Origin of the sequence: Methylomonas sp. LWB, from assembly GCF_001856095.1 — a bacterium.
In the GTDB taxonomy this organism is placed as follows: domain Bacteria; phylum Pseudomonadota; class Gammaproteobacteria; order Methylococcales; family Methylomonadaceae; genus Methylomonas; species Methylomonas koyamae_A.
Map to the genome: position 1 here is coordinate 80,646 of NZ_MKMC01000007.1, position 16,858 is coordinate 97,503.

8 protein-coding genes and 3 tRNA genes are annotated in these 16,858 nt (G+C 57.5%); 5 read left to right on the forward strand and 6 right to left on the reverse strand.

Annotated elements, in window-relative coordinates; translation table 11 throughout:
- Positions 1-279: 279 nt before the first annotated feature.
- Positions 280-1,056: an FkbM family methyltransferase gene (locus BJL95_RS03895; RefSeq protein ID WP_071155642.1), complete on the reverse strand. Its 777-nt coding sequence runs from the start codon at positions 1,054-1,056 to the stop codon at positions 280-282.
- A gap of 291 nt (positions 1,057-1,347) precedes the next feature.
- Between BJL95_RS03895 and uvrA the strand changes: the two genes are divergently transcribed.
- Entirely contained in the window at positions 1,348-4,164 is a 2,817-nt protein-coding gene (gene uvrA / locus BJL95_RS03900) for an excinuclease ABC subunit UvrA (protein ID WP_071155644.1), read from the forward strand.
- Between the two features lie 147 nt (positions 4,165-4,311).
- On the opposite strand, the gene BJL95_RS03905 is transcribed toward uvrA, so the two are convergent.
- Genes BJL95_RS03905 through BJL95_RS03915 form a run of 3 tightly spaced genes read right to left on the reverse strand, consistent with a single transcriptional unit; the run spans position 4,312 to position 9,980 of the window.
- Positions 4,312-7,578 carry an efflux RND transporter permease subunit gene (locus BJL95_RS03905; RefSeq protein ID WP_071155646.1) on the reverse strand — a complete coding sequence of 1,089 codons (3,267 nt, stop codon included), beginning with the start codon at positions 7,576-7,578 and terminating at the stop codon, positions 4,312-4,314.
- Entirely contained in the window at positions 7,575-8,666 is a 1,092-nt protein-coding gene (locus tag BJL95_RS03910) for an efflux RND transporter periplasmic adaptor subunit (protein WP_071155648.1), read from the reverse strand. The genes BJL95_RS03905 and BJL95_RS03910 overlap by 4 nt, the downstream gene beginning before the upstream one ends.
- Positions 8,667-8,681: 15 nt before the next feature.
- Positions 8,682-9,980 carry a TolC family protein gene (locus BJL95_RS03915; protein WP_254786676.1) on the reverse strand — a complete coding sequence of 433 codons (1,299 nt, stop codon included), beginning with the start codon at positions 9,978-9,980 and terminating at the stop codon, positions 8,682-8,684.
- A 233-nt stretch (positions 9,981-10,213) separates the two neighbouring features.
- Between BJL95_RS03915 and BJL95_RS03920 the strand changes: the two genes are divergently transcribed.
- The 4 genes from BJL95_RS03920 (at position 10,214) to BJL95_RS03935 (ending at position 11,142) form a co-directional block, all read left to right on the forward strand.
- Complete coding sequence (locus BJL95_RS03920) at positions 10,214-10,756, forward strand: hypothetical protein (RefSeq protein WP_071155652.1); 543 nt, start codon at positions 10,214-10,216, stop codon at positions 10,754-10,756.
- Between the two features lie 50 nt (positions 10,757-10,806).
- A tRNA-Gly gene (locus BJL95_RS03925) sits at positions 10,807-10,882 on the forward strand.
- 47 nt (positions 10,883-10,929) lie between these two features.
- Positions 10,930-11,003: transfer RNA gene (locus tag BJL95_RS03930), tRNA-Cys, on the forward strand.
- 63 nt (positions 11,004-11,066) lie between these two features.
- Positions 11,067-11,142 (forward strand) — tRNA-Gly (locus BJL95_RS03935).
- Positions 11,143-11,523: 381 nt separating this feature from the next.
- On the opposite strand, the gene BJL95_RS03940 is transcribed toward BJL95_RS03935, so the two are convergent.
- Both BJL95_RS03940 and BJL95_RS03945 read right to left on the reverse strand, forming a co-directional pair.
- On the reverse strand, positions 11,524-15,429 hold the full coding sequence (locus BJL95_RS03940) for a DUF3683 domain-containing protein (protein ID WP_071155654.1): 3,906 nt from the start codon (positions 15,427-15,429) through the stop codon (positions 11,524-11,526).
- A 120-nt stretch (positions 15,430-15,549) separates the two neighbouring features.
- Complete coding sequence (locus BJL95_RS03945) at positions 15,550-16,758, reverse strand: autotransporter outer membrane beta-barrel domain-containing protein (protein WP_175463641.1); 1,209 nt, start codon at positions 16,756-16,758, stop codon at positions 15,550-15,552.
- Positions 16,759-16,858 lie beyond the last annotated feature (100 nt).

Consider the following 16,858-nt stretch of genomic DNA (forward strand, 5'->3'; position numbering starts at 1 on the left):
ACCCTGGGCTTTTCGCGCGCCCGCGTCAACTCGGTTGACCGAATCCTTCGAAACCGCCTGGCGCTTGTCGGAGGGCTTGGCTATTGCGACTTCGAAGGAAAGTGGCGAGCAACTCCGCTGTTGTTCTCCGAGCGCTACGCCTGACCCAATTGAGATAGCCAGAACGTACGCCAACATTTCGATCCGCAACAGGCGTAACACAATCCCGACAAGAGTCTGGATGGCGTGGCGGAGATAGACATATCCTATGTGTTTCCAGATAATCTGCGCATTTGCATGTCATTCATCGCGGGTAAACAGCAAGTATTCCGCCCAGTTTGACTCAATAAAACCATAAGGCTGCAGAGCTCGCCGAATCGCCTCCGTACAACCGGGACGGAATCTATCGTGTACTTCTATGGCGAGCATTCCAACCCGGTCTATCCAATCGTCAACACCATCCTTGAAAACTTCATACTCACTCCCCTCAATGTCTATCTTCAGTAAATCGATTCTAGCGTATGAATATTCTTCCAATATATCTTTCACACCCAACGCGCTTATCGACCGACCATCCGACACAGATTGCTCAGATACCTGAAAAGCCCAGGATTCGGCCCCAGGATTTGTGACGAAAATATCGGTTTTTTTAGACCAAAGCCCCTTCAAAACTGCCTTGACATTAGGATAGTCCGCAGTATTTCTCCGTAATAGTTCGAAATTTTGCCGGTCAATCTCCAACGCCAATATTTCCGCCCGAGGAAACCGATGTGCAAACACGACGCTAGCCAATCCAATGTTGGCACCAGCATCGACGATCACTCGAGGTTCACCAGAAATGGGGAAATCAGCTTGAAGTTCCTTAAAAATCTGCATAAACACTTCCGGATCGGAAGTACCGGCCCGAAGAGTTATCGGTTTAGAAATACCTGGCACTTTAACAACAACTTCACTGTTCGCAGGTAAAGACCAAAGTGCTTTACGCATGACCATCGCAATTTTCAGGCCGTGCCATATACCGAACCGCTCTCGCCAAGGCCGAGCCCAGTTGTAAAAATCCATGATCTTGCCGGACATTAATCCCCCAAAGGTCGGATTTAAGCTTTGAAATACATCGTCAACGACCGAATCATAGCACTGCTATTCCATTGATAACCAATGTAGGTTTCGGAGTTCAACAAACAGTCTATTCTGAGTCCGCTAATAAGCCGCCCCGAAATCCGGATGACCAAACAAAAGACGTTCAAATGCGGGAAAACTTAGGATTTGCCATTATCCGGACCAAGGATAAATTACGCAGCCTTCTTTACCCAGACTCAGGCCAACCTTTATAGTATCGAGCTGTGTAAATTTTCACTATGCTCAGCAATGGACACCATAAGCATACGCGGCGCCCGCACCCACAATCTAAAGAACATCGACATCGACCTACCGCGCGACAAGTTGATCGTCATTACCGGCCTGTCCGGTTCCGGCAAGTCGTCGCTGGCTTTCGATACCATTTACGCCGAGGGCCAACGTCGTTACGTCGAGTCGCTGTCGGCCTACGCCCGCCAGTTCTTGTCGATGATGGAGAAGCCGGACGTCGATCATATCGAAGGCTTGTCGCCGGCGATTTCCATCGAGCAAAAATCCACCTCGCACAATCCGCGCTCCACGGTCGGAACGATCACCGAGATTTACGATTATCTGCGTTTGTTGTACGCCCGAGTCGGCATTCCGCGCTGCCCGGAGCACGGCGTATCGCTGGAAGCGCAGACTGTCAGCCAAATGGTCGATCAAGTATTGGCGCAGCCCGAAGGCGAGCGCTGGATGCTGCTGGCGCCGGTGGTCAACGCGCGTAAGGGCGAGCATGTGCTGTTGCTGGAAGACTTGAAGGCCCAGGGATTTTTACGCGCCCGCATCGACGGCGAAGTCTACGAGTTGGACGAGCCCCCTGCCCTGGATTTAAAGAAAAAACACACCATCGAAGTCATCGTCGATCGCTTTAAAATCCGCGACGACATTCAACTGCGGCTGGCCGAATCCTTCGAAACCGCATTGCGGCTGTCGGAAGGCCTGGCGATTGCCGCGTCGATGGAAACCGACCAGCAACTGCTGTTTTCGGAACGTTACGCCTGCCCCCACTGCGGCTATAGTCTCAGCGAACTCGAACCGCGCATCTTTTCCTTCAACAACCCGAAAGGCGCTTGCCCCAGTTGCGACGGCCTGGGCGTGCGCCAGCATTTCGATCCGCAACTGGTGGTACACAATCCGGAGATCAGCCTGGCCGGCGGCGCGGTGCGCGGCTGGGATCGGCGCAACGCCTATTACTACCAAATCGTCTGCGCGCTGGCCGCGCATTACGGTTTCGATCCGGAAGCGCCGTTCTCGCATATCCCCAAAACCGTCCAAGCCGCGATTCTGTATGGTAGCGGCGACGAAGCCATCGCCTTTCAATTCCAAATGGGCAACGGCAAGGCCAAAACCAGCCGGCACAGCTTCGAAGGCATCATTCCCAACATGGAGCGCCGCTACCGCGAGAGCGATTCGCAGATGGTACGCGATGAACTGGCCAAGTATCTGGCGCAGCAGACCTGCACGGTCTGCGACGGCGCGCGCCTGAATTTAGCGGCGCGCAACGTGTTCGTCGAAGGCCGTCCCCTTCATCACATCACTCGCTTGCCGATTCGGGAGACATTGGCTTTCTTCCAGACGCTGACGATTCCCGGCCATCGCGGCGAAATCGCCGCCAAGATCAATAAGGAGATTCAGGAACGCTTGGAGTTTTTGGTCAACGTCGGCCTGGATTACCTGACCCTGGACCGCAGCGCCGACACGCTGTCCGGCGGCGAAGCGCAACGCATCAGGCTGGCTAGCCAAATTGGCGCCGGCCTGGTCGGCGTGATGTACGTGCTGGACGAACCGTCAATCGGTTTGCACCAGCGCGACAACGAACGCTTGCTGAATACGCTATTCAGATTGCGCGACTTGGGCAACACCGTGATCGTCGTCGAACACGACGAAGACGCCATTCGCGCCGCCGACCACGTGGTCGATATCGGCCCCGGCGCCGGCGTGCACGGCGGTCAAATCGTCGCGCAAGGCACGCCCGCGCAAATTCTGGCCGATGCCAATTCGCTGACCGGCCAGTATCTGTCCGGCAGCCTCGGTATCGATATTCCGAAAAAAACCGCGCCCAATGATACTGCCCGGCAATTGACCATCAAGGGTGCGACCGGCAACAATCTTAAAAATGTCACAGTCGGTTTCCCGATCGGCCTGTTGACCTGCGTGACCGGTGTGTCCGGCTCCGGTAAATCGACCTTGATCAACGACACCCTATATAGCCACGCCGCGCGTCTGATCAACGGCGCCAGTTGTATTCCGGCGCCGTGCGCGGCCATCGAAGGCTTGGAGCAATTCGACAAGGTGGTGGACATCGATCAAAGCCCGATCGGCCGTACCCCCCGCTCGAATCCGGCCACCTACACCGGCATCTTCACGCCGATCCGCGAGCTGTTCTCGGCGGTGCCGGAGGCTCGTTCGCGTGGTTACAACCCAGGCCGTTTCAGTTTCAATGTCAAGGGCGGCCGCTGCGAGGCCTGCGCCGGCGACGGCGTAATCAAGGTGGAAATGCACTTTCTGCCAGACATCTTCGTACCCTGCGACATCTGCCACGGCAAACGCTATAACCGTGAAACCCTGGAAATCCGCTACAAGGGCAAGACGATACACGAAGTCTTGGAAATGACCGTCGAAGACGCGGCGGCGTTTTTCTCGGCAATTCCCAGCCTGGCCCGCAAGCTGCACACCCTGATCGATGTCGGCTTGAGCTACATCACCCTTGGCCAGAACGCCGTGACCCTGTCCGGTGGCGAAGCGCAACGGGTCAAGCTGGCGAAAGAACTATCCAAACGCGACACCGGCACCACGCTATATATTCTCGACGAACCCACCACCGGCCTGCATTTCCACGACATCAAGCAACTGCTCAGCGTGCTGCATACCCTACGCGACCACGGCAACACCTTGATCGTCATCGAACACAACCTCGACGTGATCAAAACCGCCGACTGGATAGTCGACATGGGGCCGGAAGGCGGTAGCGGCGGCGGCACGCTGATGGCGGAAGGCACGCCCAAGCAAATTGCCAAACATAAGACTTCGCATACCGGAAAGTATTTGCGACGGTTTTTTGCTTAGACACGCCGTTCTCCCCTGATTCCCCGCGCCGGGCAGGAATCGGCAAACACCGCTCCGCGCGGTGCCAGAAGAAGCGCAACGCGGCCGCGGCCTTTATCAATCTTGACGCTATACATTGCCCTCCCGCAGGTTGGCCGCACCCAATAGTTACTCTTCGAGCGCGACTTCCTTGGGCATATTCCTATTAATCAGAAAATACACCAACGGAATTACCACCAGCGAGAACAACGTGGATGCGATGATGCCGAAGATGAAGCTCCAGGCCAAGCCGGAAAAGATCGGGTCGAGCACGATCATCACCGAGCCCAGCACGGCCGACGCGGCGGTCAGAAAGATCGGGTTCAAACGGGTGGCGCCGGCTTCGATAATGGCGTCGGCCAGACTGATGTCCGGGTTGCCCCGATAGATGTTCTCGATGAAGTCGATCAGAATGATGGAGTTGCGCACGACGATGCCGGCCAGCGCGATCATGCCTATCATCGCGGTGGCGGTGAAGTACACCGGATCGGCGTATTGGCCGACGTCCGACGCAAACAGGTTGATGAACCAAAAGCCGGGCATGATGCCGATCACGGTCAACGGTATCGCGATCATCATGATCAGCGGCACACCCAAGGAACCGGTCTGGCCAACCAGCAGGATGTAGATCATCACCATCGCCGCCGCGAAGGCCAGGCCTAGATCCCTAAACACATCGACGGTGATCTTCCATTCGCCCTCGCCGGCCATTTCGGCGCGATAGCCGGGCGGCAGCGGCTTTTCTTCCAGCTTGTCGCCCAAGTCCCACACCGCTTCGACCGGGCTGCGGCCGGCCATTTCGCCGAGCACATAGGACACCCGCTCCAGGTTTTTGTGATAAATGGTCTGATCGCCGTGCTCGTGCTCGAAGCGGCCGAGTTCGCCCAAGCGCACCAAGTCGCCATGGGCGGACTTGACCGACAGCGTCAGTAGATCGGCTTCCGACGAACGCGCGGCGCGCGGCAGTTGCAGTTCGATCAGCAGCGGCTGGCGTTCGCTGGCGATATGCAGCGTGCCGGCGATGCCACCGTCCACCGCCAGTTTCAGGCTATTGGCCACTTGCTGGGTGGTGATGCCGAGCAGCGCGGCCTTGTCCTGGTCGAGCATGAAATGCAAGCGGTCTTGCGGCGCTTCGACATAATCGTCGACGTCGGTCACGCCTTCGGTTTGCTCCAGATCGCCGCGCACCCGGTTGGAGACCTTGATGATGTCCTGGTAAGTCGCTTCAGGAGGACCGTAGACTTCCGCGACCACGCTGGACAATACCGGCGGCCCCGGCGGCATTTCGACGATCTTGATGTTGGCGCCGTATTGCTTTTCGATCTTGTCGATGTCGGGCCGCATCCTGAGCGCAATCGCGTGCGACTGTTGTTCGCGGCGGGTCTTGTCGATGAACACCACGCGAATATCGCCGACATAAGCGCCCTGGCGCAGATAGTAATGCCGCACCAGGCCGTTGAAATCCATCGGCGAGGCCAGGCCGACATAGGTTTGGTAGTTGGCGACTTCGCTGACGGTCGACAAGTAACGGCCGAGCGCCGCCGCGACTTCGTCGGTGGCTTCCAGGGACGAGCCGCGCGGCATGTCGATCACCAGCTGCAGTTCGTTTTTGTTGTCAAACGGCAAGAGTTTCAGCGGCACGACTCGGAACACCGCCATCAACGCCGACAACACGAAGGCCACGAACACGAACAACAAGAACCATTTGGCCTTGGCTTTATTGTTCAGCAGCGGAGTCATGATGGCGTGATACAGCTTGAAGCCACGGGTGTCATGCAGTTTGAACTCGGGTCCATGGTCCTTGCCGTAATCGCCTTTCAGCAGTTTGTAGCTGGCCCAAGGTGTAACGGTAAAGGCGATCAGCAGCGACATCAGCATCGCGATCGGCACGTTGAAAGCCATCGGTGCCATGTACGGCCCCATCATGCCGGTGATGAAAAACATCGGCACGAAGGACATGATCACCGCGAAGGTCGCCAATATCGTCGGCGGACGAATCTCGTTGACTGCGGTCAGCAAGGCTTGCAGCGGCGGTTCCTTGCGCAGCTTGTAATGGCGGTGGATGTTCTCGACGTCGACAATCGGGTCGTCGACCAACAGACCCAGCGACAGAATCAATGCGAACAGGGTGACTCGGTTGATGGTGTAACCGAAGATCAAGTCCAGCAGCAAGGTGACGGCAAAGGTCATCGGCACCGCCAGCGACACGATCAGGGATTCCTTGAAGCCCAACGACAAGGCCAGCAACACGATGATGGTCAGAATGGCGATGCTGAGGTGCATGACCAATTCGTTGACTTTGTGGTTGGCGGTTTCGCCGTAGTTGCGGGTAACGTCGATCCGGACGTCGTCCGGAATCAGCGTGCCGTGCAGTTGTTCGGTCAATGCCAGCACCTGTTCGGCGACACCGACCGCGTTGGCGCCCTTGCGTTTGGCAATGGCGATGGTGGCCATCTGTCGCTCGTCACCAACCTGCGGTTTGGGACCAGAAGCTTGCCCCACTCTCTCGGCACTGTCTGCCGCCGGACCAAAACCGATACGGGTGTAGTAGTCGGTATCTTGCGGACCATCAAGGATTTCGGCGACGTCGCGTAGATAAACCAAGCGGCCGCCAACGTTTTTCAATACCGTGCCGCCCACTTGTTCGATGGTTTGGAATTGCGGCCCCACTTCCAACACGATGTCTTTATCGGCTTGATTGAGGTGTCCGATCTGCAAATTGGCGTTGCTTTGCATCAAGGCGTGCTGTATCTCCTCGATACTAACACCGGCTGCTTGCAATTTGGCGGGATCGGGATGCACGGAAATCCGTCTAGGCGCGGCACCGATTACCCAGCTTTTACCGATGTCGTCGATGGCGCGCAGGCGTTCGATCAGTTCTTCGCCGATGCGGCGTACAGCCATGACGTCTTCGTGGGCTTTCGGCATCGACAAGGTCAGCAGCACGATGGGCACGTCGTCGATCTCGACCGGCTTGACCATCCAGTTGGTGACGCCGGGCGGAATGATGTCGAGATTGGCCTGCAACTTGTCGTGAGTTTTGATCAAGCTGTCGACGATGCTCTGCCCCACTTCGTAGCGCACGGTAACCAGCGCTTGGCCGGGGCTGGAGGCGGAATACACATATTCGACGCCTTGAATCTGCTTCAAAAACACTTCCAGAGGCGTGGTAACGCGCTTTTCGACTTCCTCGGCGGTGGCGCCGGGGTATTTGACGAAGACATCCATCACCGGCACGATGATTTGCGGATCTTCCTCGCGCGGCGTCAGAGTCAACGCGGCGGCGCCGGCCAGCAGGGAAATCAGCAGGAACAGCAGGGACAGATGCGACGTGGTAAACAGCCGGACAATCGCCACCGTCAGCGTGTCTTTTTTGGCCTCGTTGCTCGAACTCATAAGGCTAGCTCGCTATCTGCCAGGATGGTTTCGCCGTCGCGCAGGCCGGTCAGTACTTCCAGCCGGTCGCCGTAACGCTTTCCGGTGCGAATGTGCCGGATATGCCAAGCACCGTTTTCGACCACGCGCACCGCCTGCAACTGGCCGAAATTCAGTACCGCGCCGGCCGGGATCAACAGGGCCGATTCGGCCGTATCGCAAGGCAGCGCCAACGTGGCGAACTGACCGTGCTGCAAACCGGGTGTGGCCGGCAAATCGACTTTGACCAGACGGGTGCGGGTTTGCGGATCGACTTCCGGGGCCAATTCGGCCACTCGGCCGATCAGATCGACGCCGTCGATACGCACCGCCGCGATATCGCCCAAACCGATGCGGCCGCTACAAGTGCTGGCAACCGACACTTCCAATCGAAGCGCATCGGGCTGGTGAAAGCTGACCAGTGCCTGACCGGGCGCGCCCATATCGCCGGGATCTTGGTAACGTTCGCCCACCACGCCGTCGAACGGCGCGTACAACACGTTTTCGGCCATCATCACCTGACTTTGTCGAGCCGAGCTGGCGGCCTGTTCGGCCAAGGCCCTGGCCGCCTTCGCCCGAGCCAGCGCGGCGTCATAGCTTTGTCGGGTCGCGGCTTGTTTTTCGAACAGTTCGCTAGCGCGTTTTTCGTCGGCAGCCGCTTGCACTGCCTGAGCCTGAGCCGCTGCCTGCGCCGAAACCGCCGCACTATAGGCGGCACGCGGGTCGCGGTCGTCCAGTTTGGCGATCACCTCGCCTTTTTTCAGCCTGTCTCCGACCTTAACCGGAATCTCCACTATTCGCGCGGAAAATTTCGGACTGATCTTGACAGCCTGACGCGAGCGCACCACGCCCTGCCATTCCAACAGTCGATCGGCACCGGCCAACGAGACCCGGTAAGTTCGAGCGCCGGACGGCACCGAATTAACGGCGGCCGGAGTAGTGCCGACTTCGGTTTTTTCTGGGCCGCCGATGATGCCCAATGCGACGAAAATAACCAACAACAGCGCCGAAACGGCGGCCAGCGGAATTGCCCAGGCAGGCAACGCGGAATGAGTATTCGAAGAGGTCATGTTCCTTCCTGAAGTTTATTGCCAAGCACCGTAAGCCTGCTTGAGTTCCGCATCGGCGCGCAACGCGTCGTATCGGGCGTTGATTTGCCTGGTGTGGGCCTTGTCTCTAGCCACTTCGGCTTCGATATAGCGGGTAACCGTCACGACGCCAGCCTGATATTGCTCGCTGACCTGCCTCAGGGCTTCTTCGGCCGCCAACACCGCGACGCCCGCGACTTGCACGCGATTCAGGGCTTCCGACAGTTTCAGGCGCGCACTGTGCAACTCGTTTTCGATACGTAACCGGGTCTGACGCGCCGCTTCTTGGGCGGCGATCAATTCGTGCTCGGCCTTTTTGATGCGTTCTTGCGCGGCGAAACCTGAAAACAAGTCCAGCTCGACCGTGACGCCGGCAGTGACATTGTCGCGATTGGCACTGAAAGCCAAGTCCCGGCTGTCGGAGCCGTAACTGACGTAAGCATCGGCGCGCGGTAAATGCGCGCCTTGCGCGGCCGAAAGTTGCCGTTCGGCGATTTCGACTCGTTTTTGGGCCGCCTGTAATTCCGGATGGGTCCGCGCTTGATTCAACAGCTCTTCGTAAGCCGCCGGCGTGCCCGGTAACGCGGCCTCCGCCTCCGCTATCGACAATGGCTCGCCGGCACCCAAGCCGAGCAAGGTTTTCAACATGTTCTGTGCCAGTTCGATGGCGTTGGCCGCTTGAATTTCCGCATCCTTGGCTTCGGCCAATTGGACCTCCAGCGACAAGACTTCCGACTTCAGCAAGGTGCCCGCCTCGTAACGCAAGCGGGATTGGCGCAACTCGCTGTCAACGGCGTCGACCGCGCCGATACTGACCTTGTGCGCCGCGACCGCGGCCAGTTCGCCGTAATAGGCGGCAGTCACGTTATTCAGCAAATGATTGCGAAGCGCCGATTTTTCCAGCTCCGACGCCTCAACGCCCAGCTCTGCGGCCTTACCGAGATAGTAATCCCGACCGCCGCGAAACAGCGAATAACTAGCCGTGACTTGGGGGCGATAGTTATCCACGCCGCCTGGGTGGTTAAAATCACCGCTGTTAAAATCGAGCCGCCGCTGAGCGATGATCATCGCGAACGCTTGCGCCGGATTGTCGCTGTGCTGGTAGGACAAGCTGGCTTTGACCTGCGGATAAAAACTGGCCAAGGCTTCGCCGAGTTGGGCATTCGCCTGCTCGATTCTAGCTTGCAGAATGCTGAGTTCGGGATTGCCGGCCAACGCTTGATCGATGGCCCGCTCCAATGTGTAAACCGAGCCGGCCGACTCGGCATGGGCCGTCAAACCCAATGACGAAGCCATCAGCAAGACTGCGAAACGTGTACCTGTTGTGTGCATGGCGTTGAAATGGGGGTAATTAAGTATTTCCTAATATATAGCCAAGCCGAGCATTTTTCCAGCCTTAAATTCATAAGACCTCGCAAGCTACCCCTCAAAAATAAACGACTTTTAAACGAATGCTTGAAATGTTTGGTCAGCATGGTAACTTTAGCGGCCCGTCCCATAATAATAACTAGCTTAAGAGGAAACATCGCATGAGCCTTGAAGAAAACACCAACGACACAGAGAACAGCAGCCCTGCCGAGGAACCCAATCAACCGGCATCAGTTGCGGAACCTGCCGCGGCCCCTGTCGAAGCCGGAGCGGCTAACGCTTTGGCGACCATATTGGCCCTGAAGGAATCCAATCCGAAAGTATTTTACGGCGGCGTCGGCGGCGTGGCCTTGCTGTTGCTCTTGATGATCTTTAGCGGTGGATCGAACCCCAAATTGCCCGTTCATCAGCAAAAACCGCTGGTCGTTGGACAAAGTTACGTTCTGAAAAGTCCGAATACTTACGATCCGAATGCCACGGTCAGACTGGTTGGCGTCCCTGGCTCGTTGGCGGCTTACGACGATACCGAGGAAAACGACCGCGACGGCGCATGCAAACATATGCCGATGAATTCGCCGGTCAAGTTGCTACAAATCCAGAACGATACCACCGACAAAAACCTGGTTTGGGCCGAAGTCGAAATTACCGCCAGCGGCGAATGCCAAGGCCGTCGCGCCTGGACTTCCGGCATCAACCTGCAATAACTGTTGACTTAAAAAATTTACCCCCTATAATACGCCGGATCGGAAACAAAGCGGGAATAGCTCAGTTGGTAGAGCACAACCTTGCCAAGGTTGGGGTCGCGAGTTCGAGTCTCGTTTCCCGCTCCAAATTTTAAAGCCGCGCCGCTACGCGGCTTTTTTGTTGGACCTTAAACGGCTGCGTAGCAAAGTGGTTATGCAGCGGCCTGCAAAGCCGTATACACCGGTTCGATTCCGGTCGCAGCCTCCATAGGTATTGGACCGATGTCGATATCAAACCGACATTTTCCCAAACGGGCAATGTCATCTTCAAGCGGGAATAGCTCAGTTGGTAGAGCACAACCTTGCCAAGGTTGGGGTCGCGAGTTCGAGTCTCGTTTCCCGCTCCAAATCGTCCATTTCTTCGTCATTCTTATCGCATCCGAGTCGCTCGTACAGGCTGGATTCAGCGACATATCGGATTGAGCCAAACCCGCCGCGAGCGAATCAGTACTCGGAGCAGGGCGGAACCCGCCTCGGAAGCCAGAACTCAAACCCCTTCGTTCGAGTACACACCCTATATAAACCGCCTGCAACGCCGTCACTTGGCGACCGAAAAATCTCCGGTCTTGAGCGAACAGTTCTTTTCAAGACCGACAGTAGTTTTACGTTGAAAGCCGTTGGGCAAAGTACGGAAACACTGGTGTCGGAATATCTTCGGCGCGACTGAAGCCGCCGCCAAGCCCGCCGATTATATTCTCCAAAGCAAAAAATCACTTCCGCTTGTTGGACTAAAGCAGCACCCGCTCCACGCCGCCGCTGCCGGCCTTGGTCAAATAGTCGGCCATCCAATTTTCGCCCAACACATGCTTGGCAATTTCGACGACGATGTAATCGACTTCCAGTTGTTCGACATCGTCTTGATAACGCTGCAATCCTTGCATGCAGGACGGACAGGAGGTCAACATTCGCACCGCACCATCGTAACCGTCGGCGCGCAGCTTGGCGGCGTCGTTCTGCAACTCCTCGGCCTTGCGATAGCGGACCTGCGTCGAAATGTCCGGCCGCGCCACAGCCAGAGTACCGGATTCGCCGCAACACCGGTCGGACTTGCCGACGGGCGCGCCCAGTAAGCCGCTAACGACTTTCAACGGCTCTTGCTGCTTAAACGGACTGTGACAAGGATCGTGATACAGATAACGGGCACCGTCGACCCCATCCAGCCTGACGCCCTTTTCCAGCAAATATTCGTGAATATCCAATAGCCGGCAGCCCGGAAAGATTTTTTCGAACTCGTAATCGACCAACTGATCCAGGCAAGTGCCGCAACTAACGATAACCGTCTTGATGTCCAGGTAATTCAAGGTATTCGCCACCCGGTGAAACAACACCCGGTTATCGGTGGTGATTTTTTCGGCCTTGTCGAATTGGCCGGCGGCGCGCTGCGGATAACCGCAACACAAATATCCGGGCGGCAACACGGTTTGCACGCCGACTTGGTATAGCATCGCCTGGGTCGCCAGACCGACTTGCGAGAACAAGCGCTCGGAGCCGCAGCCGGGAAAATAAAACACCGACTCGGAATCCGAACGGGTCTTGGCGTGATCGCGAATAATCGGGACGATTTGATTGTCCTCGATATCCAGCAAGGCCCTGGCCGTCTTGTTCGGCAATTTGGCCGGCATCTTCCGATTCATGAAATGAATGACTTGCTCGCGCACGTCCGGCTTGCCCACCGACGCCGGCGGCTGGCGGTTCTGCGCCCTGCCCCACGGTGCCAGCATCGCCGTTCCCAAACGCTGCGCCTTGTATCCCCAATCCACCATCGCCGCGCGTAGCGCCTTCACGGTACCCGGACTGGTCGTATTCAAAAACGCCATCGCCAGCGCCTTGCCCGGGTTGAAACTCTGCTTGCCCATTTTATGCAGCAAATTGCGCATGTTCATCGACACCTCGCCGAAATCGATATCGACCGGACAAGGGTTGAAACATTTATGGCACACCGTGCAGTGTTCGCCGACGTCCTCGAATTCCTTCCAATGCGTAATCGAAATACCGCGCCGGGTTTGCTCCTCGTACAAGAACGCCTCGATCAACAGCGACGTCGCCAAAATCTTGTTGCGCGGCGAATAGAGCAGATTGGCGCGTGGCACGTGAGTCGCGCAGACCGGCTTGCACTTACCGCAACGCAGGCAATCCTTGACCGAATCGGAAATCGCGCCGATGTCGCTCTGCTGCATGATCAGCGACTCGAATCCCATCAAACTGAAGGATGTGGTGTAAGCCGAGCTCAGATCGCCGCCCGGCATCAACTTGCCGCGATTGAAGCGCCCTTCCGGATCGACCTGGTTTTTATAGCGGTGAAACTCGGCGAGCTCCTCCGCATCGAGAAATTCGTACTTGGTAATACCGATACCGTGCTCGCCGGAAATCGCCCCGCCCAGCGAGCGTGCCAGTCCCATGATTCTGGCGACCGCCGCGTTGGCTTCTTGCAGCATTTGGTAATGATCGGAGTTGACCGGCAGATTGGTGTGCACATTGCCGTCGCCGGCGTGCATATGCAAGGCCACGAACACTCGACCACGTAAAATCTCCTTGTGCGTGGCCTCGATCCGTTCGACGACCGGCCGAAAATTATCGCCCTCGAAGATCTCCCGCAAGCGCGGCAACAGCTCGGATTTCCAGGAAATCCGTAGCGAGTAGTCCTGAACCCGGTGAAATAAGGTCGGCTCCGTGGCTCTATTGGTCAACGGACCGGCGCCGATGCCGTAACGTTCGAATTCGGCCTCGGCCCGCGCCAGCGGCAAATCCAGATGATCAAACAACCACTGCCAGCGCTCGCGCACCGCCGCGACGGTTTCCAACGCCAGCGCCCGGCGGTCGCCGATCAACTCGCTTTTATCGACGCTGTCTTCATAAGCGCGCAACGGCAAATCGCCGCGCAACAAGTCGCTCAACGCGTCGCACAGCCTCAATTTATTACTCAGCGACAATTCGATGTTGATGCGTTCGATGCCGTCGCAATAATCGCCCATGCGCGGCAACGGTATCACCACGTCTTCGTTGATTTTGAAGGCATTGGTATGGCGGGCGATCGCCGCCGTTCTAGCCCTGTCCAGCCAAAACTTGGCGCGGGTTTCCGGACTGACCGCGATAAAACCTTCCGCGCCGCGGGCGTTGCACAAGCGGACCACTTCGGACGCGGCCAGCGCGACTTGCTGTTCGTCGTCGCCGACAATATCGCCGATCAACACCATTTTCGGCCGGCCGTGGCGCTTGGCCTTGGTCGCATAACCGACCGCCTTGACGTAGCGCTCGTCCAGGTGCTCCAAGCCGGCCAGCATCACCCGCGCCGGACCGTCTTTCGGCAGCCCGGCCAGATAATCGCGAATTTCGACGATGGACGGCACCGCCTCGCGCACTTGCCCGAAAAACTCCAGACAGAAGGTGCGCGCGTACGGCGGCATTTCATGCAGCACCCAGCGCGCCGAAGTAATAATGCCGTCGCAACCCTCTTTCTGTATCCCCGGCAAACCGCCAAGAAACTTGTCGGTCACATCCTTGCCCAAGCCGACCTTGCGGAACAACGCGCCAGGCAGATCCAGGCGTTCTTCGCTTAGCAGATTGCGACGGCTACTGTCGTAGCGCTTCAAGTTAAAACTGACCTGCTCCTGCTCGTGGATCTTGCCCAGATTGTGATTGAGCCGCTCGACTTCCAGCCAATTGCCGTCCGGCGTCACCATCCGCCACGACGCCAGATTGTCCAGCGCGGTCCCCCAAAGCACCGCTTTCTTACCGCCGGCATTCATCGCGATATTGCCGCCCACGCAAGACGCATCGGCCGAGGTTGGATCGCAGGCGAACACCAATCCCGAGCGCTCGGCGGCTTCCATGACCCGGCGCGTCACGACGCCGGCGCCGGTGAAAATCGTCGCGTACGGACTATCTACGCCCGGCAAGCGGGATTCGCGCTCGACCGCCGTCATTTCCAGCAGTTTTTCGGTATTGATGATCGCCGAAAACGGCGTCAGCGGTACCGCGCCGCCGGTATAGCCGGTGCCGCCGCCGCGCGGAATAATGGTCAAACCCAGTTCGATGCAGCCGCGCACCAAATGGCCGATCTCGTCCTCGCTGGACGGATACAACACGACGAAGGGATATTCGACCCGCCAGTCGGTGGCGTCGGTAACATGGCTGACCCTGGCAAAGCCGTCGAAACAGATATTGTCCTTGCGGGTATATTGGGTCAACAAACTCAATACGCTACGCCGTAACTGGCCGGTTTGCTCGAAATGCGCCTCGAAATCGGCGACGGCTTGCTGAACGGCGGCGATCAACTGACCGACGCGTTCCGCCCGATCGGAATCGCCGGCAATTTCCGCTTGTCGCGTCTCCATTTGCCGCAACCGGTGACGCAACGCATCGAGCAAGGCCCGGCGCCGGTCGCGATTGTTCAGCAAATCGTCTTCCAGATAGGGATTGCGGCGCACCGCCCAAATATCGCCCAACACTTCGTAAAGCATGCGCGCCGAGCGACCGGTGATTTGCTCGCCGCGCAGCGAATCCAACACCCACCAGATGTCCTCGCCGAGCAGACGGATGACGATTTCCCGATCGGAAAACGAAGTGTAGTTATAGGGGATTTCCCGCACGCGCGCCGGCGCGGTGTGGTCGCTTAGGAAGGATGAATTGGCCACTGGACTCGCCGAACTGAAAGTCATGATGGCCGGGATTCTAACATGGCGGGGCATTGAGCCCCATCGAAAAACGCCAGCCGCGCCAGGCGGCGCGGACGGCGCTTACCGGGCGGGAAAGACTTAAAACTCCATCCGGCCGCCCAGCATGAAGCGGTTGCTGTCGATATGCCGGTAGCCTTGCAGGGTTTCGTAGGATAAAAACGCCGACACGCCGCCCGGCAACACGCTGGACACTTCCGCGCCGAAGGTATAGTAATCGCGACTCGGCGCGTCGTTGACCAACGTAAAGGTGCTGCCGCTACCATCCGCGACAAAGCTACCGGTGACTTGGCGGCGGCCGTCCATGAATTGATGATGCCATTCGCCGCGCAACTGCGGAATCACTACCCCCCACGGCACGCTGACCGAATACGCGGTCTGCACGCCGACCGTCGAAATCAGCGATTGAATATTTTGCTTGCCGAAACGCACCGCGCCGGGACTGCCGGTCTCGCTATAGCTGTCGATATCCAGACCGGTATATTCGCCGCGCGCATAAGGCGCTACCGTCAAGGCCTTGAAATTGAAGTCGTAGCCGCCGCCCAGGCTGAAAGCATACTGATCGGCGCTCGGCGCCGCGCTGGCAATCGACGAAGTTCCGCCCAACTTGATGTTGCGGCTGGTTTCGAAATCGACGCCGCCGTATGACGCGGTACCCTCGACGTGCAAGGCATCGGTAATGAAGTAACTGCTATAGAGCGTGCCGATGTAGTTGTCGCTCAAAGTCTCGCCGCGGCCGCTGTTAAACGTGGCATTGCCGCGCTTGTAATTGAAGGCGGCGCCGGCGGACCAGCGGTCGCTGATACGGTAATCGGCGCCGGCCATGAAATTATGATTGTCGAATTTAAAGCCGCCCAAATTCAAGGCCGTGTTGTCGTGCAAACCAAAGCTACTGTCGACCTTGCCCCAAAACGACAGTTTCGAGAAATCGCCGTCGCCGGCCCCACCGCCCAAATTGATTTTGCCGGATTGTCCGAACGGCAAGCTATTCTTGCCGCCGTTGACCCGTGTCGCGATACTGCCCATGCCGAACACCTGATCCGGCGTCAGACTCTTTAAGTCCGAGATGCTCTCGATATTACACGCGGATGGCGCGTTGGATTCCTGCTGATTGTAAAAATTCGAGCATTTGGAAATGGCGTTGTCCACCGAGCTCTGGTTTTCGTTGAAGCTGGCCGGCGTCGCCCGCGCGGTAGACATCGCCGCTCCGCACAGAGCCAGCGCGACGCCCACGCCGATCCGGCTCGCCGTCGGCGACATTGACGTAACGGTATTTTGCTTATTCTTCATAGTATGTCTCCTCTGAGTCGATGCGGGCATCTTACATGCCAAATCTATTTCGACAAAATTTAAGAATGTAATTAATCATCTTGAATTATAAGCTAAAATA

What these genes read in the sequence shown, in the direction of transcription:
- BJL95_RS03905 (WP_071155646.1), bottom strand. Translation starts at nt 7,578, where the DNA reads ATGAGTTCGAGCAACGAGGCCAAAAAAGACACGCTGACGGTGGCGATT.
- BJL95_RS03915 (WP_254786676.1), bottom strand. Translation starts at nt 9,980, where the DNA reads ATGGCTTCGTCATTGGGTTTGACGGCCCATGCCGAGTCGGCCGGCTCG.
- BJL95_RS03945 (WP_175463641.1), bottom strand. Translation starts at nt 16,758, where the DNA reads ATGAAGAATAAGCAAAATACCGTTACGTCAATGTCGCCGACGGCGAGC.
- BJL95_RS03895 (WP_071155642.1), bottom strand. Translation starts at nt 1,056, where the DNA reads ATGTCCGGCAAGATCATGGATTTTTACAACTGGGCTCGGCCTTGGCGA.
- BJL95_RS03920 (WP_071155652.1), top strand. Translation starts at nt 10,214, where the DNA reads ATGAGCCTTGAAGAAAACACCAACGACACAGAGAACAGCAGCCCTGCC.
- uvrA (WP_071155644.1), top strand. Translation starts at nt 1,348, where the DNA reads ATGGACACCATAAGCATACGCGGCGCCCGCACCCACAATCTAAAGAAC.
- BJL95_RS03910 (WP_071155648.1), bottom strand. Translation starts at nt 8,666, where the DNA reads ATGACCTCTTCGAATACTCATTCCGCGTTGCCTGCCTGGGCAATTCCG.